The organism is Bdellovibrionales bacterium (assembly GCA_016714165.1).
Classification (GTDB): domain Bacteria; phylum Bdellovibrionota; class Bdellovibrionia; order Bdellovibrionales; family UBA1609; genus JADJVA01.
The window spans coordinates 248,064-270,530 of record JADJNU010000001.1 but is presented as its reverse complement, the minus strand read 5'-3'; the positions used below and the strand labels follow the sequence as shown (position 1 = coordinate 270,530).

Here is a 22,467-nt window from a genome sequence, read left to right as displayed (position 1 = left end):
TAGGGATCCGATAAAATAGAGACTCCAGCCTACTTCGAGAAGTCATTTGATTTAATGAAGCGAAAAGAAAGACTTATGTCGCCCACGAAGACAGAAGAATCTGATGCCGTTGACTTGAAAACCACTCCTGGGTCCGTCTCAAATTTTCCAAGAAAAACGGCATTTCTGGCAATCCTAGGAAGTGTAGTTTTTCTGGTGCTGCAATTCCTTTCTCTAAAATCAGGACATTACATCTTGCAAGAGATGAATCAGTTTCATTTTCCTTTGACGGAACGAAATGCAATCTCACTTCGACTTCACGAGAAGATAACCACGACCCTCCATCTTGCGGTCGTCACCCATAAATCGAATTTTATCGACGATATCCTCGCCTACCGCGAGGCCCTCGATCAAAATCAAAGCGTTCTGATTCCAAAATTTGCGCCCAAGGCTTCCTCCTTTCAATTATTTGCGTTGCCGAGGCGAAATCTTGTCGATCGTTTTGAACTTGAAACTATCAATTTAATGAAAATCCAAGAATTTGGAAAAGCCTTGGAAATTTTGGATTCTGAGGAGTATAAGGACGAGTTGATCAAATACTCAGAAGCAATGCAGTCCTTGGCCGAAGAAATGAGCACAAGACGAGATGCGATACTTGATGACCAAACAAAGCAACTTTATTTCACCGGTACTATCTCTATCTCTGTTTTTGTAATAACAATTTTCTTTTGGGGGCTTTTTATAAAGGCATACCTTATGAGCATCAAGGCTCGGAAGACAGCAGAACATCTTCTAGACGAAGAAAAGGCCAAAACAATTCAGGCTTCGAAGCTCTCGACGCTCGGAGAAATGGCCGGTGGCATTGCCCATGAGATCAACAATCCACTTGCCATCATACATGGATATGCTGAAATTCTGACTCGCCAGCTCTCAAAAGAGGTAATAAACAAAGATAAGCTAAACGATGTGGCCCTCAAAATCCGAGAGACAACCAATCGAATAGAAAAAATAGTGAAAGCTCTTCGAACTTATGCCCGCGACGGATCAAAATCACATTTTCTTCCATGTGATGTTAGAAAAATTGTCGATGAAACACTCACCTTGTGCATGGAGAAGCTGAAAAATCGTGATATTCAACTGATCTACAACCCTCCCTCCCATCCTGTCATACTAAAATGCCAAGAGGTACAGATCAGCCAAGTCATTTTGAACCTCATTCAAAATGCGGTGGATGCCATTGAAACACAAACCACAAAAAAATGGCTTGAAATCGAGGTTCTCCCTCTTTCAAATACTTGCCAAATTCGAATGACTGACTCAGGCCTCGGAATTCCAAAAAACTTGCAAGATAAAATTCTTCAGCCCTTCTTTACAACTAAAGACATTGGAAAAGGAACTGGATTGGGGCTCAGCATCTCAAGCTCAATCGTTCGAGATCATGGGGGCCGGTTCTTTTATGACAAAGACCATCCCAACACCTCCTTTGTAATGGAAATTCCACTGGCTCAGGAGCATGGTGTAACGATGGAGACAATCAATACTGCGGCCTAGCTGATTTTGTTTGGCTCTTCAGCAAGGCGGCATTTGGACCCTTAAAATCCTCAGGCAATTTGTTCATATTTGAAAGCCGACGTGCACTGACGAGTCGTCCAGCCTCATCAAAGATTCCCAAATGATATTCCATGCTCTTGAATCGCCGGATACGCCCATCTTTCATATGCAACTGCAATCCATATTCACTCAAAAAAAATCCTCTCTGAATCTGACCGTTTGGGTGAAACGAGACTTCATATTTGAATTTTAGCCTTTTTCCTTGCACGGGTATCTCGACTGTCTCGGACTTGAGAAGCGCATCGCGTGGGACCCCAGTGGTATGAAATGACAGCTTCACTGGCCCTCGCTTCCCACTGAGATCTATATCAAACCCATTTTGACTTTTGTAAATGTATGAATTTTCTGAAGACGCCATCAGTCCACTTTCAACTTGGCCATTGTTATACACGCGAATTGAGTTGTTTGAATCGACTGAGTAATCCACGCCCGCCAGAGTCACAGTGGGAATCAAACTTTCAAGTCCACGCAGAGATGACACGTAGTAGGACACGCCTCTCACTCGACCCGCTCCCTGACTCCAGAGTCTCACAAGGACTCTGAGTTTGCTTTGATCAACTTGAATTCCCTTATTCTGAAAGAACTCGGTCAAAAGGCCATTCATGATCACTCCAGCCTGATCATCGGCACTCAATTTCTGCCACAAATTACTTTCGATAGAATACTTTATATTTTCGCCAGAATTGCGAAAAAGCGCCTTTTCTAGACGACAATTGAGAGGCAGGCCAGAGGATCTCAGCCCCTCATTTGGCGATGTCGTCTCGCCTTTTGAAATGTATTTTAGCTGACTTGGCATCTCTTTTAGAGCAGCGTAGAGCGTCTTAATCAAGTCAGAATGAAAACTTTCTGCTTGAGAAAGCGCCCACCGAACCTTATCAAAGACCCAGGCTTCGTGCTTTGGAAATGCCGACTGAAATTCTTCTCCCTCATAGTAATCAAGAAGGCGATAGGATTCGCGATTGCCATCTCGGCAAATCACAATTTGACCTTCAGATTGGACATCGACCTTGAGAGCTTGGGCGTCACATAGAAAAACAAACAAGAAAATTAAGAAACCAGCCACAAATGTAAAGATTCGTCCCATCATTTTCATTTAAGCTCCTCCTGAGCAAAAACAGAAAATATTCCACATAAAATTATTGCAATCCTGAGGAAGATTGAAAAGTCCCGAAAGCAGAGGGAAGGCTGAAGGTCCCGCCAATCGCAAGGACTAGCATTTTTTCTTAAGGGGGAACACTCAATATTGAGACGCAGCACGACTTTTCTTGATTGATGCCAGGACCATTCTCGACCTATCTTTACGACCAATTACGAGGGAGCACAGGTCCATGATCAGGCACTGGCGCGAGATAAGAGAAATTCGAAGTCAGTCTTCGGGGTTACACAGGACCTTTGATGACAAACCCATCACGTGGGAGATATATGAGGGCATCCTTGATTTTCTCATAGGATTTCTAAGACCCAGAATGAAAACTTTGGAAACAGGTGTGGGCCTTAGCACTCTTGTCTTTGCTCGCTGCCAGACCAGGCACTTGGCTATAACTCCTGATTCAAAGGAGGTTCAGCGCATTCTTGAGGCATGTCAGAAAAATAGATGGCCCACTGCGGAGCTTCATTTTGACATTGGAAGGTCCGAGACTGCTTTGCCTCTGATGAAGAGGAATCCAGAGTTTGATTTGGTTCTCATTGATGGGGGTCATGGATTTCCCACTCCGTTTATTGACTGGTTTTACTCCGCGGGTCTCCTTAAAACTGGTGGATATCTCATCATTGATGATATCCAGTTGCCTGTCGTCTTTGGTCTCTATCAATTTCTTTGCTCCCACCCCCATTGGAGGATGACCAAAAACTACGTCTGGCAGTCGGCCGTGTTTCAAAAGATTTCACCTCATGCGGGCCACTGCTTTGAGGATTGGTACACTCAAACTTGGCTGAAGAAACCTCAATTTCCGAGATGGTTTGCCATCTACTTATGGGCACCGCTTACAGGAAACACAATCTGGCAATCCCAGCTTTTTAGATTTCTGAATAAAGTGGTCCTTTATTACTTTTTTCGACCGTTCTTCCACCGTTTGCTCCGTCCCTTTTATTTTCATGTTTTTCGCAAAGTACTTTTCTTGTCCAGGAGCTACCTTCTCAGAATAAAATCCTATTTTATGAATGGTATCTATTACCACGGCATTCGTAAATTCTATTTCCACGGCATTCGTAAATTCTATTTCCATGGCATTCGTAAATTCTATTTCCACGGCATTCGTAAATTCTATTTCCATGTTGTGTGTCCGCTGTACTGGCGTATGAGTCCTTTATATTGGTGGCTGATTAGGCTTGTCGGTCTTGTTCCGATCTACTTGGTGTCCTATGCTCGAAAACTATATGCTTACACAGTGACGCTTATTTGGATCTTGCAAATCCCCAACCTTCCCGGATTATTGAGAATGTGGTTTTGGCAATGTGTGCCAATGTGGATCCGTCGCGAAAATATCAAGCGTTTATTCAGGAAATATTATTTAAAACAATCAAAATCGAAACCGAATCCACTTCTTTCGAAAAAAATATCCTACAAGCAAAGTGGCGACAAAAACCATCAAACCAATCGCCGTGGGGTACCCGTAGGGCCAATTGAGCTCAGGCATGTTGAACTCGGAGGCCGAAGGGTTAAAATTCATTCCATAGCAACCGGCGATAAAACCGAGAGGAATAAAGATCGTGGATATGATCGTTAACACTTTCATGATCTCATTCATTTTCTGGCTTAAAACAGAAAGATGAAGATTCATCAGATCCGCCGTTTCATCTCTGAGAGCATTCAAAGTTTCCAGCTGCGTCAGCACATGATCCATGCAATCGGAAAAATAGACTCGAGTGTCCTTTCCTACAAACTTGTTTTGACCCTCCAGAATACTCTTAAGAACATCTTTCATCGGCAAAATCCATTTTCGGCAATAAGACAATGATAACCGAGTGTCTCTGATTGTGCTCGCAACGTCCTCTTCGGGCATCGTGTGGCCAAAGACTTCAAGCTCCATCGTGTCCACCAAGTCACCAATTTGATCTATGGCAGGAAAAGAGCTATCTATCAACGTGTCTACAATTGCATAAATCAAATACTCCGATGACTGACGGCGAATTTGTCCGATCCCATTCTGAATTCTGAATCTAACAGGATTGAGAAATGAGCTATCAACGGGCGTCAGAGTCACCACTGTCTGCGAATCAAAAAACAAGCTCACCTGCTGAACCAGCAATTCTGACTTGTAGAGCAAATGCTTGCCGATCAAAAAACAATACTCTTCGTGAGTTTGAATCCTGATTCGCTGAGAAAAATCAATGACATCCTCCAATTCAAGGCGATGCAAACTCATGATATCGCCAAGCTCCCTCAGAACATCAACATTTCCTAATCCTTGAATATCAATCCAGGTCACTCGCTTTGGTCCCACCTCTGCAAAGGCATCCTTGAGACTGATATTTTCTTTTTCAATAACTTCTCCTTTATTGTACGAAAGGAGAGAAATAAACGGAGCAGGCAAGGCGGTGTCCGCAACCAGAGTGCCGGGGGAATTTCCCGGGGACTCTATTCGCTTCCACTTGGCCAATTCAGTTACTTTTTTGAGATATGAAAGAGAGTCCACGCTGTTCATAAATCCTCACCTCGAGGCAGTTTGTTAAATTGAGTTTGATTTTATCTTTTTCTCGACATATTGAATGACTTTGTCGGCGACATTAACACCGCAAATTCTGTCAATGCCGACAAAACTAGGTGACGGAGTCACACCAATCACGAGAGCCCCTCGCTTAGAACGCAGAAAGTCAACCCCTGCAACTCCTAAACCAACCACTTTTGCGGCCCTGAGCGCAGTTTCATTCTCCTCGCGCGTGATCTCTACAGACGAAATCAAATCAGTCTGCTTGAGAGAAGTAGGAAATCCTCTTTCGCCTGCCTGCCTTCGAAGGGAAGCAACAACCTTACCACCAACGACAACGCAACGAATGTCGGCCCCTTCAGCCTCAGGAATATATTCCTGAACAATAAAATAGGCATCCATCCGGCGAAAAGCATCGATCACGCTCTCCGCAGCCTTAGCAGTTTGTGCAAATATGACGCTTCCCCCTTGGGGTGCAGAAAGCAGTTTAATGACGAGTGGAGCACCTCCCACCAACTCGATGAGTTCCTTTGTCATTTTAGTTGAGTGAGCAAAACTGGAAGTGGGCAAGCCCACTCCCTTCCGAGAGAGCATCTGCAATACTCGCAGCGTATCTCTCGCTCTCGTGACACCCAATGAACCATTCACCGTATATGTGTTCATCATCTCAAATTGCCTTACTACTGCGGCTCCGTAAAAAGTGATTGAAGCCCCAATTCTTGGAATAACCGCATGAAAATGGTCGAGTCGCTTCTCTTTAAATTGAATCATCGGTCGCATAGACGCGATATTCATGAAACAGCGAATAGGATCGATAACCTCGACATGATGTCCGCGATCCGAAGCCGCACGAACAAGTAACTGGGTTGACTTGAGATCTCGCTTTCTCGATAAGACCCCAATAATCACTGGTGAACCCCAATCGATTTTGCAGAGGTCTTCTTCTTTCTTCTCCGTTTTTTCTTTTTCCCAATCAGAAAAGATCTTCCCGGATCCACTAAGAATAGATCTCTGATGGCCTGACGCCCGATCAACATCCGAAAACCCATAATATCACGATTAATCAAAGATAATTCAATGGAGAGCTGACGCTCACCAAATCCAACTTGAGCCAAGACCACTGGACGCTGAGTCTCATGACCCACAGAACTACGTACCTTGCGCTTTTCCAATAAATCAGCCTCTACCCAAACCGCACCTTCGCGACTGCGCTGCAATGGATAAAGACGAAATCGAACTCGACGTTTTCCCTTTCTTTTAAAAACCACGATGTCCTCAGCATGAACGGCCGATGTTTTTGCTCCCGTATCAATTTTTGCCTTAATTCTAGTAGGCCCGAGATCTAGTAACTCCACCCACTCGCGCCACCCAAGAATAGGTTTCTGTTTGCTTTCAGAATGCTCCACCCCTTTGCTCTTTGTGCTCTCCGCTGCGAAAATCGAGTCCTTTATCACCATAGGACGATCTTAGAGTTTTCCGTGCAGCCAATCAAACAAAACCAACAGATTGAGGACAAAGATTCATCGACAAAATTATTCGGGAGACGATAGAGAATCGGAAGATGGTGACATCAAGTTGCTCTCAGACGACCGAGTTCCGTATCTTGGATTTCCAGGTTTAACGAGGTGGAACTGAACTTTCCCATTCTTTGAAGAAGAATTTCTATTGCTTCGTCCCAATCCTCCCCCCTGATAGCCACTTCCACCAGAACGATCTCCCTTTCCAGTACCAAAAGGAGTTCCACCAAAATCGTCACTCTGGGTCACACCCTCCCCACCAAAGGCCCCATCAGTCGGCGGCGGAGGGGGGGCTCCTCAAAAACAGGTTCAGCTTCTTCGGCTGAAACACCAAGATCGGGATCCTCCTGTGAGTAGCTAGGCGGAGGAAACCCCCATGCCGTACAAAGAAACAAAAGGCCGATGAGGCACTGCCTGATAAATTCGAGCAACAAAACCTCACTCTCATTTTTTGGATCGAGAAGTCTCCGAGCTCGACTTGGAACCACCCTCTTGGTCCGGATTGGCCATCGTCCCCGACGGACTGGCCTGCTGTTCTTTTGGGATACCATCTGTGACGATGGAATCAACAACAACCTCAGTCTCTTTCTTCTTTTCAAGACATGCAGGCAAAAGGAGAATCAGACAAAAGAACAAAATCCGCTTCACGTTCACAATAAACCCCTCTGAAAAATAACCAAAATATAGCGATCGCGGCGCCATTTTTTAAAATTTAATAAAACCAGTGTAACAAGACACTCCCCATTTTTCCACTTCTTAAGCCAAAAACCGGGCCTGAAAGCCCGGTTCAATACCTAACTGAAACTTAGCCTCGATTGTCCAAGCCAAACTATCAGCCTGCATCTTCACTGTGATGCTTCTTTTTTCCCTTTTTTGACTTTTTTTCCTCTTTTTTCTTCTTTTCCTTCTTTGCTTTCATTTCTTTTACTTCTTTTGTTTTAGGCTTCGCCGGTTCTGAAGCCCCACTGCCGCCACCGCCTGGAGGCGTTGTTGCCGCACCACTATCTCCGGCAGGTGCTTCCGTCGCTTCTCCGGCATTCCAGTCTTCACCTCCACCTTCCTGAGCCCAACCTAGAGACGCCACAGATACTGAAAACAGTGCTGCAATCATAAATTTAAAAAGTGTCACGGAGTCCTCCCCTTTCATGGGTTAAATATGTTCTATTTGACGACCGAACAAGTCTCATTCGTCCGCCGATTGATTAACTGAGAGTAATTGTGGCATGCGAATGAGCAACAGTCTCCCAATAAATATGGGGCTTCGCTCGATGCGGCATAAGTTTTATCGCTATCAGTCGCGGACTTTCAGCAAAATCATCGTTAAATCATCGGGCTTTCCCTTTTCTTTTCTCATTTGCTCGGTAGCCTCCTCTTTTAGCCTTTTGATCTTCTCCAACAAGGTCCCTCGCCCGACAATCTGGCCTATTCGAGAATAAGCCAGATTGTCCGTAAGTCCATCTGAGGAAAGCAAGATGCTATCCCGTCGCGCCAATTCAAATTCCTGACTGACTTCTATTCGCAAGGGGCTAAGCCCGAGGGCGTTGAGGACAATTCCTGAAGCTGAATGACCAACAACCTGATCTTCTGTCAGGAATCCGCCTTCTAGGCCATAGCCAACTGGAGACTGTTCAATATTTTTAAACTTGAGAGTTCCCATGCCCCCAATCAGCATGGAACAAGAATCTCCCACATTATAAAAACGCACTGTCTTACGAGTTAAAATAGCCATGCTCAAAGTCGTGCCGGCCCCAATTCCGAGGGCTTGAATTTGAACATGGCATCGATCAATGGCATCTAAGATAACTTCTCTTATTGGCAATCGCTCCGGCTGAGGAAACGCCTCGTAGATATTTAGAGTTTCATTTAGGATAGAGATCGCTAGACGCGAGGCCAGCCCTCCACCCTTATGCCCCCCTAGTCCGTCGGCAACTGCCACGCAGGAAAATTCCCCATTTTCAATGACAAAACAAGAATCCTCATTTTCCAATTTGTTCACGGGACACATGGTTGTCGTAATAACAGCTTCAAGCCAATTTTTCGAGAAGACTGCTATGTCTTCAAGATGCTGATTATAAAACTGCCGACCTCTTAATTCCAATTCATTTTCTCCAAATAGAGCCTCAGTTCTCCTGCATTTCGAAACTTCTTTAAAATAAGTGAACGCTTCAATCCACAACAAATATCTTTAACAACCCTTGGCTGGCGGGGATAAAATCGGCTCCCCCCCAGGCAATCATAAAAAATGCGAATGAGATTACAAACATCGTCTCGAATATTTTCTGGAGAGGCAGAACCCCATCGAAACATGTCGAACACCTTCAAATCAAAAGCCAATCCGTAACGCTGCACCATTATATTTTCATAGTGCAAATCACCGTGATATTCTTTCAGGCGATGCACCTCTTCAAGTCCGCGAGCTAAGGCGTAGAGCAAATGAACGGCCTGAAAAGGGCTCATTCTTTTTCCAGGAAAGGTCTCCAAAAAACTGTCTAGAGTCTTGCCCTCGACAAACTCTGAGATCAAATACGTAATTTGATGTCCCCGATAATAGATACGTTCCTGAGTCAAATACTGGACAAGAACTGAGCAGGTTCTGAGTTTATGAAGCTTTTTAGCATAAAATTTGGCTGTGCGATTGTTTTGATTGCGATGCGGGAAAAAGATCTTTGCAGCTCTTTCGATATTCGTAAAAAGCTCTTCGACTATATAGACTTCCCCCTCCCAGCCCTCTCCAACTTTGCGAATAACACGATATTTACGCGAAAGAATAAATCCTTCTGGAAAATCAAATGTGTCGATGGGTCGCACCATCCTCCGAGCCACCGGCATTTCAGCTGATCTTTTTCGCAACGGGGTAGCTGTCTTGCTGCCACCAGCGATTCACCCACAGATAGCGTGCTCCCGATGCCGTGGCCTTGACCCGTCCCTCAATAAAGATCTCCTCACCGCAATTTTTTTCGATTCCCCTGCTGTGTTCTGTATTGATTATTTCAAAACGCCCTTCGTCTTGATTGATCAAAGCCAGTTCGGAACCACGATCTTTCATCTGAATAACACCAGATATGATTCTAGATTCTTGATACCAACGCATATTGCCCTCTTCTTGTGAGAAACATGGAAGAACTTTTACCCAAGTTTCAAACTCAATACGAGCATACATCTGAGCATCCCCCCTGTCATGAGATCCCAAACCTCGCAATGATTCGCCAGGCGCCATATTTCATTTCTTCCCAGAAATTGGCCCTTGGTCCAGCCCACAGGTTCGCCAGTTGACTTCAATTATTCTCAAGGAAGTTCCAACAACTCCATCAACACATCAACACGCGAGACGATCCCAACAACTTTGTTAGTCGAATCCACAACTGGCAAACGTCGGAATTTCTTTTTGTAGAGAATTATAATAATGTCTCTCAAGGGAGTTTCCTCTCTCACTGACAAAACATCTTTATTATACTCCAAAGGATCGGCAACATCTCGGGTTGCCGCCTGCAAGAGAAGATCATAATCGGATACGATCCCGATCAGACTCCCGGATTTATCAACCACGGGTGCACCACTGATGCCATGAGTTTGGAGCATTTTGACCGCAAAATAGATTTTTGTCCCAGCAACAATGCTAAACACCCTGCGAGACATAAAGTCACGCACCGGCTTTTCAGATATTTTCTTCCGATCTGCTACTGCGTGCAGGCTGCTGTAAGCTGATTTACCCATGTCCCATTGTCCGAGAAAATCAAATCAAGCGCCAGATCCGGCCTCAGAATACCGGACGTCAGCAGAGAAAAAACCTTGTCTCAACGCATATTTTCGAATTGCAGGGGAATATCAAGTGACTTGTCCCCTTTCAGGAACTGCATGCATTCCTGCAAGGTATCAATACTTTTTGATGTTATCCGAACCTTGTCGTCTATAATTTGAGCCTGAACCTTTAGTTTTGAATCCTTCAGGATCTTCGTAATTTTCTTTGCAGTTTCCTTCTCTATCCCCTGAACAAAAGTCACTTTCTGCTTCAACATCATGCCCCCAATTTTTTCAGGGTCGCTAAACTTTAAAGCCCTTAAATCAACTCCGCGACGATGGGCCTTGCTTTGCAAGACGTCCTTCATGGCTCCCAGCTTGTAGTCATCTTCGGCTTCCAAACTGATTTCTTTCTTGTCCCAGGCCATGGTGGCCTTGGAATCCTTAAAATCATAGCGAGACTTAACTTCCTTTTGAGCCTGATTGAAGGCATTTTCAACTTCCTGAAGATTTATCTCGGATACCACATCGAATGACGGCACTTTGCTACCCCTTCTGGCCGGTCTCAACCTAGCCTAAATTTCCTCCTTATTACCAAATACTCCCCATTGCAATGTACTGAAACATCATGACGCTAAACAGAATCATGAACGAATTCTCCGTCTAAGCTTCCCTTGTGTTCGCCAAAGATCATTGGTAGCAAATAGGCATCATTTTAGGAAATTTTCTATGAATCACCTAGTTTGCCTCAGTCTCCTTCTCTTTCTCTCCTTTTCTGCCTTGGGAAGGGGAGCTCTTGTTCTACAAACTGACTTCGGACTAAAGGATGGAGCCGTGAGCTCGACAAAAGGCGTTATAAACGGGGTCGATTCCACCGTTTTGGTCTCTGATCTCACTCACGAAATACCAGCATTTAACATCTGGGAGGCCTCTTACCGCCTCATGCAGACCGTCCCTTATTGGCAGCCATCCACCGTATTTGTCAGCGTTGTCGACCCAGGAGTTGGTTCAGAAAGACGCAGTCTTGTCGCAAAACTTAAATCTGGACACTTGGTCGTCACCCCAGACAATGGGACCTTGACTCATTTGATTGATCGGATCGGAATAGAATCCGTTCGGATCATCGACGAAAAAAAGTATCGGCTAAAGGGCTCTGAATACAGCCACACTTTTTTTGGCAGGGACTTGTACGCCAATGTTGGGGCCTTGCTCGCTTCGGGAAAGAGATCCTTCGCCGAGATCGGTCCAGAGCACAAAGCCTCTCCAGTAACACTAGAGTTCTCAAAGGCAAAACTGGAAGCTGGCACGCTGATTGGGAATATTCCTATAACTGACCCCCAGTACGGCAACCTTTGGACAAATATTTCTTTGGATATGACGAAGAAGCTACAAATGAAAGTGGGCGAACAATATCGAGTGCAGCTATTTAATGGCGATCAAATCGCTTACAATAGGATTATTCCCTACGTAAAAACCTTTACTGATGTCCCAAGAGGAGAAGATCTGATCTATATAAACAGCATGTTGGATTTGGCGATAGCGATCAATCAGGGCAATTTTGCGAAACTGAGAGGCGCTGAATCAGGTCCTAACTGGACGGTTAAGATTTCACGCCCATAATACCCAAAGTGGTCAAAGTGCGCATCATTCTCAAAGCGCGCGCGCATGATGTTTTCTCTCAAGCCCCAGGCAAGTCTTTTCGTCGTTCTCGGTTTTTTTCAGTGACCAAGGTGCGGAACTCCTTCTCAAAGGATTTTTTTGCAAGCCCGATATCCCTTCTAGCTAAAGACTCGGCCTGCTCCAAAATCTGCTGCTGCACAATTAACTCCCCATCCTTCTGAGACAAAGTCATATTCAAACCACCAAGCACCCTTTGCATTTGATTTTTCTGCTCCTTGGATACCACTTTGGCTAGCTTCTTAAAAAATCGCGCTTGGTCAGAACTCTGAATGGCTTCATATAAGAGAGACGCATAAGCCTCCGCCAGTCGATTTTCCATATATACGGTAATTTCATCAGCCTTGTCATAGTCACTTACCGAATCACCTTCTGTCTCGATGACGATCTTTCGCAAATTCCCAATATATTCCTTTGCGGACCTCGCAACGATTTTAGCCCCAGCGGGTGCACGCCCCCCATTCCTAGATTCCGCCGCCGCCTCGGTTAGGCCCGTGAAAAACCCGGCGATGCAAGCTCCAATAACACATGAAATGATGCAGTTCTGTCTCATTTTGATATTCCTGTTTGATCCTTCCATACCTTAGGACTGAGCAAAGGCAATGCCAGATCAAAGGCCAAAACTCATTTCAAATAATCCTGAATTCGATAAGATAGAGATCCTGAAGCGTCAATTTGAAGTGAAATGCTTAGTTGTTTGACACCATCTAACGGGAATGCCCGTACATTTTTAAAACATTCCCTCAAGCGATATACAGTGCCAAATCGACTCCAGTTTTTGCGGTACACTCTTTGCTTATTTAAAAAACGGGGGACATCTTGGATAGGCAGGCTTTGGGGGGGATAAAGTAAATGAAGCACTTTGTTCTGCGGGATTTCATCCCCATTCTGCGTTGTCAACTCTTCCTCTTGTTGATCTCATTGGCTGCGTTCCACTTTTGCTCCGAAAACGGATTTGCTGCAAAAATGCTTGATCGGCCGACAGGAGAACTAAAATCTGAGCCAAGCAAAAATCCAATACTCTCTGAGATCTTTGCCAAGAAATCAAACCCGACAAACGTCGGTGACAAAACAACCACAAATAACAAATATATTGTCATATTATCTCTGGTCGAAAGATCAGAGTTTTTATAGAATAAGCCAGAAATTAAAATTGAGGGGGCCTCCAATGAAACAGTCAATGAAAACTTCCATTTCTTTTTCCATTTGGTGCATTCTAAGTTGGTCTTTAGCAGGCTGCTCGACTCCAAATAAGGAATCTAGCAACATGCCTGAAGAGAAAAAAATGAAGGCAAATCCTTCATCCACGCAAACAAATGGTCCTCTAACAAATACTGAAGAGCCTTCAAAACCAAACCCATCAGAAAAGGACTCCCACCCGCAAGGCGCCGAAAGCAAGCAGGCTCACTGGTCTTACAACGGACTTACCGGTCCACAACTCTGGGGTGACCTCGATCCCGCATTTCAGCTCTGCAAAACAGGAGACAATCAATCCCCCATTGACCTTAAGTGGACCAAACCACAAGAAAAGCGTCCAATCGAAATAAAATATCAAGCCTCACAACTGAGAATAATAGATAACGGACACACTATCCAGGTGAACGCCGATCCTGGCAGCCTCATTCGTATCAACGGAACCGATTACGAACTCCTTCAACTTCACTTTCACTCAGAAAGCGAGCATACCTTGAGCGGCAAACGCTATCCCATGGAAGTGCACTTTGTTCATCGAGCCAAAGACGGTCAACATGCGGTCCTGGGTCGAATGATTACTATCGGCAAAAAATCAGACCCCTTTATCGAAAAAATCTTGTCTCATTTGCCCAAAGAGAAGAATCAGGAACTCATTGTTTCCGGTCAGACAGTCGATTTTTCCCTTGGCCTTCCAAAAGAGAAAACCTACTACAATTATTCGGGATCGCTGACGACCCCACCATGCACAGAAGGAGTTGACTGGAATTTCCTCAATACGCCCTTAACAATTTCAAAAGATCAGCTATCTACATTTCGATCAATTTACGCAAACAATGCACGTCCAATCCAACAAAAAAACAATCGGAAACCAGCCAACTACTAAGAAAATCTAGGAATGACATCCATGACAGTTGAAATGTCCGATGCATAGCCCGAATCCAGAATCCGTGAAGACAAGTCAAAATTCTACTTGAACTGCCTTCGCGGATTCATTAAAACATTTCTCGTGGTTCAAGGGATCAGCTGGCGCAATTTTTGTGCAGAAATCAGAACTGGAATTCCAGTTTGAACTAGCGTTTTAAGGCAGGATATCATGAGATCACGTTATCCCGGAGATCACGAAAAATTTAAGGCTATCTTGAACACCGAATACAAGTGGCCCTGCGAATACATGTTTAAATTTATTGTCCTTAGAGAAGCACTGCCTCAAGTGGAGGCTCTTTTTCCTCAGCATTCTATGACTTTTCGCGACTCCCGCAATGGCAATTACGTCAGCGCAACTGTTTTTTTCAAAGCTGACTGCGCTGATATTATTATTGCCATCTACGAACGGGCCTCCAAAATCAACGGGCTCATTGCCCTATAGGCCATTTTTGGTCACTTCCCTTGAAATCCTTTCGTGGCTTCCTGCCCTGGCTTCCAATTAAACTGTAGATCGTCTTGGCGACAAGATTGCTGTTACTTTCGTCTGGAGACTTATCTCAAATGAAGACCAGGGAGTATCAGTCTATGAGATCATTTTTATTTGTCTGGATGACAATAGCTGCAATTGGCTTTTCCTATCAAGCCATGGGGAGTCCGGAAGATTCCCCCCTTGAAGTGGAGGCCTATTCAAATGAGAGCAAGGCTTCAGAAGAAAAACTTAATGAAACCTCTTTAGAAGCTGAAGTTGAAGACATTGAAGTTTTGGACGAAAAGGAAAGAGCTAAGCAGACAGCGAATCACATCCAATCAATAAAGAAGGAAACAAGTAGCCTCCGTCGTAAAATTGGACAAATGGAATTTGAGAAAAAGCGTTTACAAAACCAAATTGAACGCCAGGCAAAGCGATTTGATAGCAGTTCTAAGTTGGCCGAAAAAACGGAACTAGAACTGCGTAAAAAGGAAAGAGACAGAGACAAATTGAAATTGCGACTCGCTTCCGTTGTGGAAAAGCTCGCTATTGTGGAAAGTCGGGTAAAGGAATCAAAACGGAAACGCGACGACACTAGTCGCGAGATTAAAATGGAACAAAAAAGAGAGCGCGTCCTGATGCAACGAAGCAAAGAGGCGGATGCTCTTATCGCCAAATACAAGCGCCAGAACCAAGAGAATAAATCGCGACTTCGTCGATTGAGTAAATCGAATCGGAATCTTGAATCATCCGTAAATCAAAAGGAAAATCGGGCCTCGCGCATGAGAAGCGGAACAACTTAGCTCATTCAGCCACCAATTTTATTCAGATTCAGCTGCGCGCTTCGAAGATGGATACCTGGGGGGCTGGTAGTTTGGATAAAATTTCTCAATCATCTTTCTCCTCAATCGGCTAGAATTCCACCTGTAAACTGAGGTGAAATCATAGTCCTCTGACAATAGGCTCCTTTTTTTCTCAAGAAAAAGTCGAAGACCCACACTATCCGTCGAGTCAAAATAAAAAAATTGAGCGATATCAATATAGCGTGAAAGTTTCGAATTAAACTTGAAATTCATTCCCGGCGAGCCACTCCCTCGCCACTCATTCGACCCCCCTAGAAGGGAACGAGCTTGGTTTGAGCCAAGAGGCATCCATGAAACATAAAGGGGATCCCACTGAGGCAGATAGGCCAACTCATATGATACTGGAATGGCCTTTCCTTTCGGACCGTAAACCAAGTCCTCCCCATTTACCCACCAATCCCCTCGACCATAGATAGTGGGTGATAAGTCAGCGGGGTTTAATTCCGACTTGTGAACCTGCGGTTCACTACCCACTGGACAGGGGTAGGGTACATTGGATCGTTCGGCAAAGCAGATTTGCAAACTGTTCTGAGGATCCCATGAGATGTCCTCGCCCACCACATAAGTGCGGTATTGATTCGGCTGGGAAAGAAGGACAATTTGGGGTCGGCCATCCCAACTGTTCACAAAAATATGGATTGCACTATGAATATCAGGCTCAGCCCAGTTTGCAGAATCCCCCAGGAGAGAGGCTAAGAATTTTTGAAACAAATTTAGTCTTGCCGGCAATCCACGACGTGGGAAGACGAAATTGTATTTTAAAACATGAAATGCAATTTCAAGATCTGCATCCAGAACAATTGATTCCAAAAAATGATTTCCATACCCGACCGAGGCTATCCTCTCACATGAATTTTCTGAACACGCCTGTACGCCACCTCTGTATTTCAAACTCACATGAGGAGATCGTTCGTAAAATTGAAGAGCTGTTCGGCCTACCTTTTTCGTTAATACCTTTCCATGCTCATCAATCAGATCACACTGAGATAAGTAATCAGCATAGAAGTCAATCGGCGCAAGGCCCCTCGGACTCACGTAAATAGATGGCTTGAAGGCCTTTATCAGAGCTCTTGATTCAGCATCCGGAACTTCACCGAACATTCCATGCCACCAGAAATTATCTGGCGTAGAAAGAGATGAGTAGTATTTTATCTCCTCTTGGGACCATTCTCTTCGAAAACAGGACGTCAGTGCCAACAGAGATAAAACCAAAATCGGCAACATCACAGACAAAAAGAAAGCTCTTGCTCTCATGATGTATATTAGAAGCCATTTCCTCTCAATGACCAGACCAGATTTATTTTTAAAGCAAAGGCCATATTCTACAGGTAGCACGTGTGCGTGGAGCCGCTTTTTATCATATTGCTTCAGGCGAGATATCTTTTTGATAGACAGTTGGCTGCCTTAACTCAAATAGAGATCCAATTCATCACGTCAAACTCTAGCAAATATATACGCTAAATTAGAACTGGATTATAGTCCTGAAGAACGCCAAATCGAGACTGAATTCAACGCTCACACTCTTGATAATCGGTGATAGTCGTTGATAAGAAATTCATCCGTCAGGCTCATGAACAAGTGTTGCGAACTCAATCAAATAAGAAACTCATCTCGAAACGTTTTACTTAGGTACGGCATTAGCATTGCAATTGAATTAGGCAACAAACAATCCGAATCAAGGAGCAATTAATGGCCTATCCTCCAACGGAACAATCCGTTTTGTCGAACTGTTCCCCACCTCGATTACCACTGGTCGTATTCTTCCTACTTATATCAACTTCATGCTCAAAATTTAGTCCTATAGATGGGGGAGAAAAAAACGAGCTACTAAAATCTCAATCTATTCTGAGGAATCCCATCGATACCTCAGAGCGAATCAGAGAGCCAGGGGACGACACGCAACCACGAAATGAAAGCGATATTAAAATAAAGGTCACCACCATATGCAGTCAGGGCATGGCAGACGGTGCAGGCACGTATCTCAGAGTCGCACCATCTCTAAAGATAGTTGTCAAAAAAGACACGGGTCAACAGACCACACCACTCGCATTCTCTGATTCCTCCTTCTCCTGCAACATTGATGGTAAAACAGAAGAAATTCGCCAGAGAATCTACCGGGAAAGAACAATTGACTTGTCTTCCTGCAATCTTCCTGACGGAACCTACCAGGTCTCACTGCTCTCAAGCGAAGGTCGCCTCAAGGATCTATCCTACTCCGGAACTATTGAGACTATGTGGCTTTATTACACGGCAAACAATCCAAGATCAGGCTTGAGAATTCAAATTAAAGAGGGCAAGCTTGTCCAAACCAACAATGATCAAACCGGAGTTGTCGAAGCGGCAAACTACGATACTAGCCGCCATTACATCCTAAATGGACCAAATCCGGGAATGGGTCTCGGAGGCGAAGGAACAGGAGAGGGAGATTCCTGCGACAACAGAGCATCCCCTCTAGCAGTTCAAGTCGAAAAAGGAGAACAGCTCTCCTTCTCAGATTCGCTTCAAGGTGTTTTCTTTGACATTTTTGGATTTCGCTCCTTCCCATCCCCATTTTCAAAAGTGCGAATTGGATGGATCAAAGAGCCGAACTTCATGTTTCTGGCTAGGCCAAACTCCCAGGGAAAGATCAATGGTATACAGGAGCTCTTTGGCGACAACACAAAAGGTCCAGATGGAACTTTTCTCCCAATGGATTTAAAGCTCTGGCCAAATTTGATGGGACTTCATTAGATGGAAAAAGATCCCTCAGTATTTCAGATGGATACATTGACAAGGACGATGCGATCTTCAATGAATTAAGACTTTGGAAAGATTCCAACTTAGACGGAATCGCACAAGATTCTGAACTTCTGAGTCTATCTCAATTTAACATTGATGTATTAGATCTCAATTATGACCCACATTTTTTTGAAAGAGATGCCCTCGGAAATGAAATTCGATACAAATCCGTAGCAAAACGGAAAGGTGGAGAACTTCTTATCATTTTTGATATTTGGTTCTATTACAATGCCGACCTCAATCGATCACGTCAGCAAGTTAGAGAGGTCTTTCATTAATAATAGGGTCAGAGAATCCTAAAGATGGTGCTCACCACCGTGCAGGAGTGGGCACCATCTCTCGTTTGCAGGCGGAAGTATAGAAAAGCCTTTACATACTTCTCAGACGGCTCCCAAACCGATTTGTCATTCGATAGCATTTCATTACAATTTCATTGATCCTCGATTCTTCATGACTGCTCAACCTCTCGAACTCGATGCCCAATCGGAGAGAGAAATCCTTCTGTTGATGAACCGAGAGAACTCTTCTGATGACACCGGTTACCTCAATTACCTTTCCTCCCTCAATGGAGAGAGTCATCTCAATTTGATTATCAATCTGAAATGTATGATTATTGCGGGGCTCGATGGCCAACAAACATCCACCCAAACTAATATTCAAAACTTTCGCTCTAAATAGACGCTTTGACTGGTTAGACAGCACAAATGAGCACGAGGGTATGATATGAACGGGCACATCAACTCGGAAGTTCTTTCGTCTTTGAACCAAATAAAAATCACCATTCAATCCCAAATATTTCCGTCCACTCTCATCCGCTTTCAAATTTGATTTCAATAGATACTTGTTCAAATTAAAAATGAATTCCACTTCGACGGCCCCTGAATATGAACCAATTTCAAGCCCACCCTCCAAAATCAACATGAGTGAACCTTTCATACATCCGCATTTAACACGAATCAATTTTTTATCAGGAATCGCAATACTTGCTTCAAGGCTAACCACTTCCCTCAGACCCTTCAATAGATCTTCTCTATCGGATGATGACAACTGAGTAAAAAAACTTCTGTCGTTGGGATCATCGGACCTGGAATTCTGATCATCCTCAATCATTCTGAGCTCCCTGCAAGTTGACTTGTGACAAGCCAAGCAATTCCTGAAGCTTCGGCTTTACAAAAAACTCTTTTGTAGCAACTATTGAGTTCGTCCTCATTTTGCCGACTCCAAACACTTCAACTTTATATTGCCCTGGTCTCAACGGCTTTTTAAAGAGCCACTTACCAGTCCTGATATCGTTCTGCTCCTCGATTTTTGCCCACTCCAGTCCAAGAATATCACGGCGAAAAATGCTGATATTATAGGAAACGTCTTTAAGCGGTCTCCATTCGACTCCAATCGGATTCTTTGGAGTCAGAATTTCCAACTCAGGAGTTGGCAGCTGTTTACCATACAGAGTAAAGCTTTCTGGAGGGCTCTTTCTCTGATACCGAACGCCGGATTTGTGAATTGGGTAAATTTCCCAAAAATATTTGTTCTCCGCAAGGAGACTCAGTGAAACATTCACTTTCTTTGTCTTAAGGGTATGCACTTCACTTTTTGTCTCAGACCATATCCGAAAGACATACCCCTTTGCATCAGAATATGGATTCCATGAAAATTGAACACGTTCCCGCTTTCCCTTGGCTTCGATGGCAACATTATTCACCGGAGAGACAAGTGTTACCTCCTGACTCTGGGCCACAAGTATTAATGGTTCACTCCACTCTCCTTTATCACCCATGCTGTCCATCGAACGAATCCGAAATCGATATGATCCAGGAACGAGCGAGACCTTAAAAGTTGACTCGACGGTAGAAAAATTGAGCACCTCTCCAGAACCATCCACGGGCTGAAACTCCAACTCATAGCCCTTGGCATTTGGCAAATTTTCCCAACTTACCTCAATTTCAGTTTTCTCTAATTCCTTCCATCCTAGGTTCTCTTGTGCTCGAGCACAGGGTCCCGCGAGAAAAAAAAGCAAGGAGACAGTTAAACCCCTCAGGATGTTCGAGAGGTTTAATATCTCTCCTCGACTTCCCTTCCCCATTTTACTTTTTCCGCGCCCTTTCTACCATGAGCTCCGAGTCTTCTCCCTTTGCTAACGGAAGCGGCTGTCCCGTCGCTGACCGTCTCGCCATCCGAAGGGCAAAGAGAAGAGCCTCCCTAGGTCTAGCTCTTAGACCCTTCTCGCTCAGCGCATAATCGTATGCTCGATTAAAATTATCAGGAGAACGAGGCCCATATCTGAGAACCCTCATCACAACTTCAATTGTATCTCGAACGGACAAGCCGTAACTTTCTCCGACACGCAACTTCTCATAAAATTCTGTAAACGGCTTGAATATTCCCATTGGAAAATAGGGAGATAGTCTTACCAAATCCAAGGCCATCAATCCACAAACATTAGCCGGAAGAGCCATATTTTTTTTATCAAGGCAAAATTTTACCAATGAAATGAAATCATCTCTTGCCCGAACATGATTGCCCTTTAGATCCCTTGAAAATTCAAATGCGATTCTCAATGCAACGTCAAAATCATAGTCAAAAAATTCTGAAAGATAGGAATGCTTGAGTATTTCAAAAAAATTTCTTTGAATATCTGAATCCAAACGAGAAAATTCAATGCTCATCTCAAGACTCTTAATTTGAGAGACACCCATTTTTGTTAGCAACCCATAGGTTTCCTCAAATCTCGTGGACGCACCATCGCAGCCGCGAGCAACATGATCAGCCACCCCTCTTGCAACTTCATCCTTCATTCCAGCTCCACCGTTCTTTCGCAGGAACTCAAAGGTGGCAATAAATTCGGTCGTTGAATCACATAGCTTGACGTCCTGTTTGTCAGCCTTTTCCGCCAACAAGGCCTTTCCATCTTGCAATTCCAAAAGGCCACCGCCAAGTCCAAGCAGCAACCACCCAATAAACTTAAAGGTTCTTCGGTCCACCCTCAGTACTCCACTACCCAGCTCAGCATCGGATAAGCTTCCCTACTGCCAACTGAGTCCTCCCGAATGCCCATCGAAACAACTGGAGCAAAAATGTTGCGTTTGTATTCAAGGTGCTTATTGTAATTGTACACATACCAGTCATCAAAAATAATTGGCAAAAAGCTCAACATCCCGGTCACTGCCGCAGTAACACGCCCGCGATCTGTTAAAAATGACCCCGCATAACCTGCAACCGCCACGTTCGTGAAAACAGAGACGTAGCTCAAAACCTTGAATTGGTGAGCTGTTTTCTCTAATGCCTCTTCGGAGAGTCTCTCGCGCATGAGATCATTTGACCTGCCTGAACCAGATATTCCTCGAACTCTTTTATTTCCTTTTTGATATGGCTTGCGGCTTGCCAACAACATTGTCCCTAAAAACCAAGATACACCCACAGTTCTTGCCGCCAATACTGCCGATTTCGCATCGTTCTCTTCTGTTTCGTTCAGATCGTCTCTCAGAGACTGCGAAGCGGTCGAACCGAATCCCGCAGTTGCGAGAGCAGAGACATACATTGGCCAGTGAATATACCACCAGTTATCGCCTTCCTCTCCACTTTCCATTTTGAGACGCTGACTCGCGCGTGGAACCACCTGAAGCTCTGGATAATCCAAAGATTTAAAAAGCTCATGGAGAGAACCTGGCTCGTCATCAGCCTCCTCCGAAAGCGGAGAAGACTGCTGGTCAGGTGAGGACGCCTGAGTCTGGCTTGAATCCTTCGACCCCTGCTCATCCAATGGCTTTGCAGGCCTTTTCTTCATTTCTCCTCTCCGTTTTGATGCTTTCGGCACTTCAGACTTTACTCCCTCGGACTTTTCAGCCTCGAACTGCGCCATATCATCATCACTGGCTTCAGCAGCCAATGTTTGTCGCGAGTACCCAAAACCAATCACCACCAATAATATGATTGAAATGGATTTTACCAAAATGAAGGCGGCTCCATCAGAATTCCAGTCCGATTTTGTCTTCATATATTTGCTCTTTGTGTTTAGTTTCAATTGCCTATCATATGCTACTCTTGATGATCTCTCATCACTCACACATTAT

27 protein-coding genes are annotated in these 22,467 nt (G+C 44.4%); 7 read left to right on the top strand and 20 right to left on the bottom strand.

The window, feature by feature from the left end; genetic code table 11:
• The first annotated feature begins 54 nt into the window (after positions 1-54).
• Positions 55-1,530, top strand: coding sequence for a GHKL domain-containing protein (locus IPJ71_01210; GenBank protein MBK7842304.1), 1,476 nt, complete (start codon positions 55-57; stop codon positions 1,528-1,530).
• On the opposite strand, the gene IPJ71_01205 is transcribed toward IPJ71_01210, so the two are convergent.
• The 14 genes from IPJ71_01205 to IPJ71_01140 form a co-directional block, all read right to left on the bottom strand.
• Positions 1,514-2,683: a hypothetical protein gene (locus IPJ71_01205; protein ID MBK7842303.1), complete on the bottom strand. Its 1,170-nt coding sequence runs from the start codon at positions 2,681-2,683 to the stop codon at positions 1,514-1,516. The genes IPJ71_01210 and IPJ71_01205 overlap by 17 nt on opposite strands.
• Before the next feature lie 457 nt (positions 2,684-3,140).
• Positions 3,141-3,467 (bottom strand): hypothetical protein, encoded by a 327-nt coding sequence (locus tag IPJ71_01200; GenBank protein MBK7842302.1) that lies wholly within the window; start codon positions 3,465-3,467, stop codon positions 3,141-3,143.
• Positions 3,468-3,560: 93 nt separating this feature from the next.
• Complete coding sequence (locus IPJ71_01195) at positions 3,561-3,863, bottom strand: hypothetical protein (protein MBK7842301.1); 303 nt, start codon at positions 3,861-3,863, stop codon at positions 3,561-3,563.
• A 246-nt stretch (positions 3,864-4,109) separates the two neighbouring features.
• A complete protein-coding gene (corA, locus tag IPJ71_01190; protein MBK7842300.1) occupies positions 4,110-5,234 on the bottom strand; it encodes a magnesium/cobalt transporter CorA in 1,125 nt (374 codons plus the stop codon).
• A 24-nt stretch (positions 5,235-5,258) separates the two neighbouring features.
• The gene (gene rimK, locus IPJ71_01185) at positions 5,259-6,146 is read right to left on the bottom strand and encodes a 30S ribosomal protein S6--L-glutamate ligase (protein MBK7842299.1); all 888 of its coding nucleotides are present in this window, start codon (positions 6,144-6,146) and stop codon (positions 5,259-5,261) included.
• On the bottom strand, positions 6,143-6,694 hold the full coding sequence (locus tag IPJ71_01180) for an ATP-dependent zinc protease (protein MBK7842298.1): 552 nt from the start codon (positions 6,692-6,694) through the stop codon (positions 6,143-6,145). The genes rimK and IPJ71_01180 overlap by 4 nt, the downstream gene beginning before the upstream one ends.
• A gap of 75 nt (positions 6,695-6,769) precedes the next feature.
• Positions 6,770-7,003: a hypothetical protein gene (locus IPJ71_01175; GenBank protein ID MBK7842297.1), complete on the bottom strand. Its 234-nt coding sequence runs from the start codon at positions 7,001-7,003 to the stop codon at positions 6,770-6,772.
• Positions 7,004-7,198: 195 nt separating this feature from the next.
• Positions 7,199-7,456: a hypothetical protein gene (locus IPJ71_01170; protein ID MBK7842296.1), complete on the bottom strand. Its 258-nt coding sequence runs from the start codon at positions 7,454-7,456 to the stop codon at positions 7,199-7,201.
• Positions 7,457-7,586: 130 nt separating this feature from the next.
• A complete protein-coding gene (locus IPJ71_01165) occupies positions 7,587-7,883 on the bottom strand; it encodes a hypothetical protein (protein MBK7842295.1) in 297 nt (98 codons plus the stop codon).
• Positions 7,884-8,045: 162 nt separating this feature from the next.
• Positions 8,046-8,852 carry a protein phosphatase 2C domain-containing protein gene (locus tag IPJ71_01160; GenBank protein ID MBK7842294.1) on the bottom strand — a complete coding sequence of 269 codons (807 nt, stop codon included), beginning with the start codon at positions 8,850-8,852 and terminating at the stop codon, positions 8,046-8,048.
• Entirely contained in the window at positions 8,843-9,565 is a 723-nt protein-coding gene (locus IPJ71_01155; protein ID MBK7842293.1) for a protein kinase, read from the bottom strand. Before IPJ71_01155 ends, IPJ71_01160 begins: the two co-directional genes overlap by 10 nt.
• A gap of 19 nt (positions 9,566-9,584) precedes the next feature.
• Entirely contained in the window at positions 9,585-9,971 is a 387-nt protein-coding gene (locus IPJ71_01150) for a hypothetical protein (GenBank protein MBK7842292.1), read from the bottom strand.
• Positions 9,972-10,039: 68 nt separating this feature from the next.
• A complete protein-coding gene (locus IPJ71_01145) occupies positions 10,040-10,468 on the bottom strand; it encodes a CBS domain-containing protein (protein ID MBK7842291.1) in 429 nt (142 codons plus the stop codon).
• 80 nt (positions 10,469-10,548) lie between these two features.
• Positions 10,549-11,034, bottom strand: coding sequence for a YajQ family cyclic di-GMP-binding protein (locus IPJ71_01140; protein MBK7842290.1), 486 nt, complete (start codon positions 11,032-11,034; stop codon positions 10,549-10,551).
• 187 nt (positions 11,035-11,221) lie between these two features.
• Between IPJ71_01140 and IPJ71_01135 the strand changes: the two genes are divergently transcribed.
• Positions 11,222-12,112 carry an S-adenosyl-l-methionine hydroxide adenosyltransferase family protein gene (locus tag IPJ71_01135; protein ID MBK7842289.1) on the top strand — a complete coding sequence of 297 codons (891 nt, stop codon included), beginning with the start codon at positions 11,222-11,224 and terminating at the stop codon, positions 12,110-12,112.
• Positions 12,113-12,170: 58 nt separating this feature from the next.
• Here the strand turns inward: IPJ71_01135 and IPJ71_01130 are convergent, their stop codons facing one another.
• Positions 12,171-12,722, bottom strand: a complete 552-nt coding sequence (locus tag IPJ71_01130; protein ID MBK7842288.1) for a hypothetical protein — start codon at positions 12,720-12,722, stop codon at positions 12,171-12,173.
• A 299-nt stretch (positions 12,723-13,021) separates the two neighbouring features.
• Between IPJ71_01130 and IPJ71_01125 the strand changes: the two genes are divergently transcribed.
• The 4 genes from IPJ71_01125 (at position 13,022) to IPJ71_01110 (ending at position 15,559) form a co-directional block, all read left to right on the top strand.
• On the top strand, positions 13,022-13,303 hold the full coding sequence (locus IPJ71_01125) for a hypothetical protein (protein MBK7842287.1): 282 nt from the start codon (positions 13,022-13,024) through the stop codon (positions 13,301-13,303).
• 34 nt (positions 13,304-13,337) lie between these two features.
• Positions 13,338-14,246, top strand: coding sequence for a carbonic anhydrase family protein (locus IPJ71_01120; protein ID MBK7842286.1), 909 nt, complete (start codon positions 13,338-13,340; stop codon positions 14,244-14,246).
• A 210-nt stretch (positions 14,247-14,456) separates the two neighbouring features.
• On the top strand, positions 14,457-14,729 hold the full coding sequence (locus IPJ71_01115) for a DUF493 family protein (GenBank protein MBK7842285.1): 273 nt from the start codon (positions 14,457-14,459) through the stop codon (positions 14,727-14,729).
• Between the two features lie 143 nt (positions 14,730-14,872).
• On the top strand, positions 14,873-15,559 hold the full coding sequence (locus IPJ71_01110; GenBank protein ID MBK7842284.1) for a hypothetical protein: 687 nt from the start codon (positions 14,873-14,875) through the stop codon (positions 15,557-15,559).
• Between the two features lie 18 nt (positions 15,560-15,577).
• On the opposite strand, the gene IPJ71_01105 is transcribed toward IPJ71_01110, so the two are convergent.
• Positions 15,578-16,873 carry a hypothetical protein gene (locus tag IPJ71_01105; GenBank protein ID MBK7842283.1) on the bottom strand — a complete coding sequence of 432 codons (1,296 nt, stop codon included), beginning with the start codon at positions 16,871-16,873 and terminating at the stop codon, positions 15,578-15,580.
• A 435-nt stretch (positions 16,874-17,308) separates the two neighbouring features.
• Between IPJ71_01105 and IPJ71_01100 the strand changes: the two genes are divergently transcribed.
• Entirely contained in the window at positions 17,309-18,349 is a 1,041-nt protein-coding gene (locus IPJ71_01100; protein ID MBK7842282.1) for a hypothetical protein, read from the top strand.
• Between the two features lie 417 nt (positions 18,350-18,766).
• On the opposite strand, the gene IPJ71_01095 is transcribed toward IPJ71_01100, so the two are convergent.
• From IPJ71_01095 to IPJ71_01080, 4 genes are read right to left on the bottom strand one after another with little or no spacing between them, the layout of a single operon-like run.
• Positions 18,767-19,507 carry a PilZ domain-containing protein gene (locus tag IPJ71_01095; protein ID MBK7842281.1) on the bottom strand — a complete coding sequence of 247 codons (741 nt, stop codon included), beginning with the start codon at positions 19,505-19,507 and terminating at the stop codon, positions 18,767-18,769.
• The gene (locus IPJ71_01090) at positions 19,500-20,480 is read right to left on the bottom strand and encodes a fibronectin type III domain-containing protein (protein MBK7842280.1); all 981 of its coding nucleotides are present in this window, start codon (positions 20,478-20,480) and stop codon (positions 19,500-19,502) included. The genes IPJ71_01095 and IPJ71_01090 overlap by 8 nt, the downstream gene beginning before the upstream one ends.
• 1 nt (position 20,481) lies before the next feature.
• Positions 20,482-21,378, bottom strand: coding sequence for a hypothetical protein (locus IPJ71_01085; GenBank protein MBK7842279.1), 897 nt, complete (start codon positions 21,376-21,378; stop codon positions 20,482-20,484).
• A 2-nt stretch (positions 21,379-21,380) separates the two neighbouring features.
• Positions 21,381-22,391 carry a hypothetical protein gene (locus IPJ71_01080; GenBank protein ID MBK7842278.1) on the bottom strand — a complete coding sequence of 337 codons (1,011 nt, stop codon included), beginning with the start codon at positions 22,389-22,391 and terminating at the stop codon, positions 21,381-21,383.
• Between the last annotated feature and the right edge of the window lie 76 nt (positions 22,392-22,467).

Coding starts and splice junctions, on each gene's coding strand:
- IPJ71_01090 (MBK7842280.1), bottom strand. CDS start 20,480: ATGGGGAAGGGAAGTCGAGGAGAGATATTAAACCTCTCGAACATCCTG.
- IPJ71_01120 (MBK7842286.1), top strand. CDS start 13,338: ATGAAACAGTCAATGAAAACTTCCATTTCTTTTTCCATTTGGTGCATT.
- IPJ71_01125 (MBK7842287.1), top strand. CDS start 13,022: ATGAAGCACTTTGTTCTGCGGGATTTCATCCCCATTCTGCGTTGTCAA.
- IPJ71_01130 (MBK7842288.1), bottom strand. CDS start 12,722: ATGAGACAGAACTGCATCATTTCATGTGTTATTGGAGCTTGCATCGCC.
- IPJ71_01080 (MBK7842278.1), bottom strand. CDS start 22,391: ATGAAGACAAAATCGGACTGGAATTCTGATGGAGCCGCCTTCATTTTG.
- IPJ71_01205 (MBK7842303.1), bottom strand. CDS start 2,683: ATGAAAATGATGGGACGAATCTTTACATTTGTGGCTGGTTTCTTAATT.
- IPJ71_01115 (MBK7842285.1), top strand. CDS start 14,457: ATGAGATCACGTTATCCCGGAGATCACGAAAAATTTAAGGCTATCTTG.
- IPJ71_01150 (MBK7842292.1), bottom strand. CDS start 9,971: ATGGCGCCTGGCGAATCATTGCGAGGTTTGGGATCTCATGACAGGGGG.
- IPJ71_01210 (MBK7842304.1), top strand. CDS start 55: ATGAAGCGAAAAGAAAGACTTATGTCGCCCACGAAGACAGAAGAATCT.
- IPJ71_01135 (MBK7842289.1), top strand. CDS start 11,222: ATGAATCACCTAGTTTGCCTCAGTCTCCTTCTCTTTCTCTCCTTTTCT.
- IPJ71_01155 (MBK7842293.1), bottom strand. CDS start 9,565: ATGGTGCGACCCATCGACACATTTGATTTTCCAGAAGGATTTATTCTT.
- IPJ71_01095 (MBK7842281.1), bottom strand. CDS start 19,507: ATGATTGAGGATGATCAGAATTCCAGGTCCGATGATCCCAACGACAGA.
- IPJ71_01100 (MBK7842282.1), top strand. CDS start 17,309: ATGGCCTATCCTCCAACGGAACAATCCGTTTTGTCGAACTGTTCCCCA.
- IPJ71_01105 (MBK7842283.1), bottom strand. CDS start 16,873: ATGAGAGCAAGAGCTTTCTTTTTGTCTGTGATGTTGCCGATTTTGGTT.
- IPJ71_01195 (MBK7842301.1), bottom strand. CDS start 3,863: ATGGAAATAGAATTTACGAATGCCGTGGAAATAGAATTTACGAATGCC.
- IPJ71_01180 (MBK7842298.1), bottom strand. CDS start 6,694: ATGGTGATAAAGGACTCGATTTTCGCAGCGGAGAGCACAAAGAGCAAA.
- corA (MBK7842300.1), bottom strand. CDS start 5,234: ATGAACAGCGTGGACTCTCTTTCATATCTCAAAAAAGTAACTGAATTG.
- IPJ71_01110 (MBK7842284.1), top strand. CDS start 14,873: ATGAGATCATTTTTATTTGTCTGGATGACAATAGCTGCAATTGGCTTT.
- IPJ71_01145 (MBK7842291.1), bottom strand. CDS start 10,468: ATGGGTAAATCAGCTTACAGCAGCCTGCACGCAGTAGCAGATCGGAAG.
- IPJ71_01170 (MBK7842296.1), bottom strand. CDS start 7,456: ATGGCGCCGCGATCGCTATATTTTGGTTATTTTTCAGAGGGGTTTATT.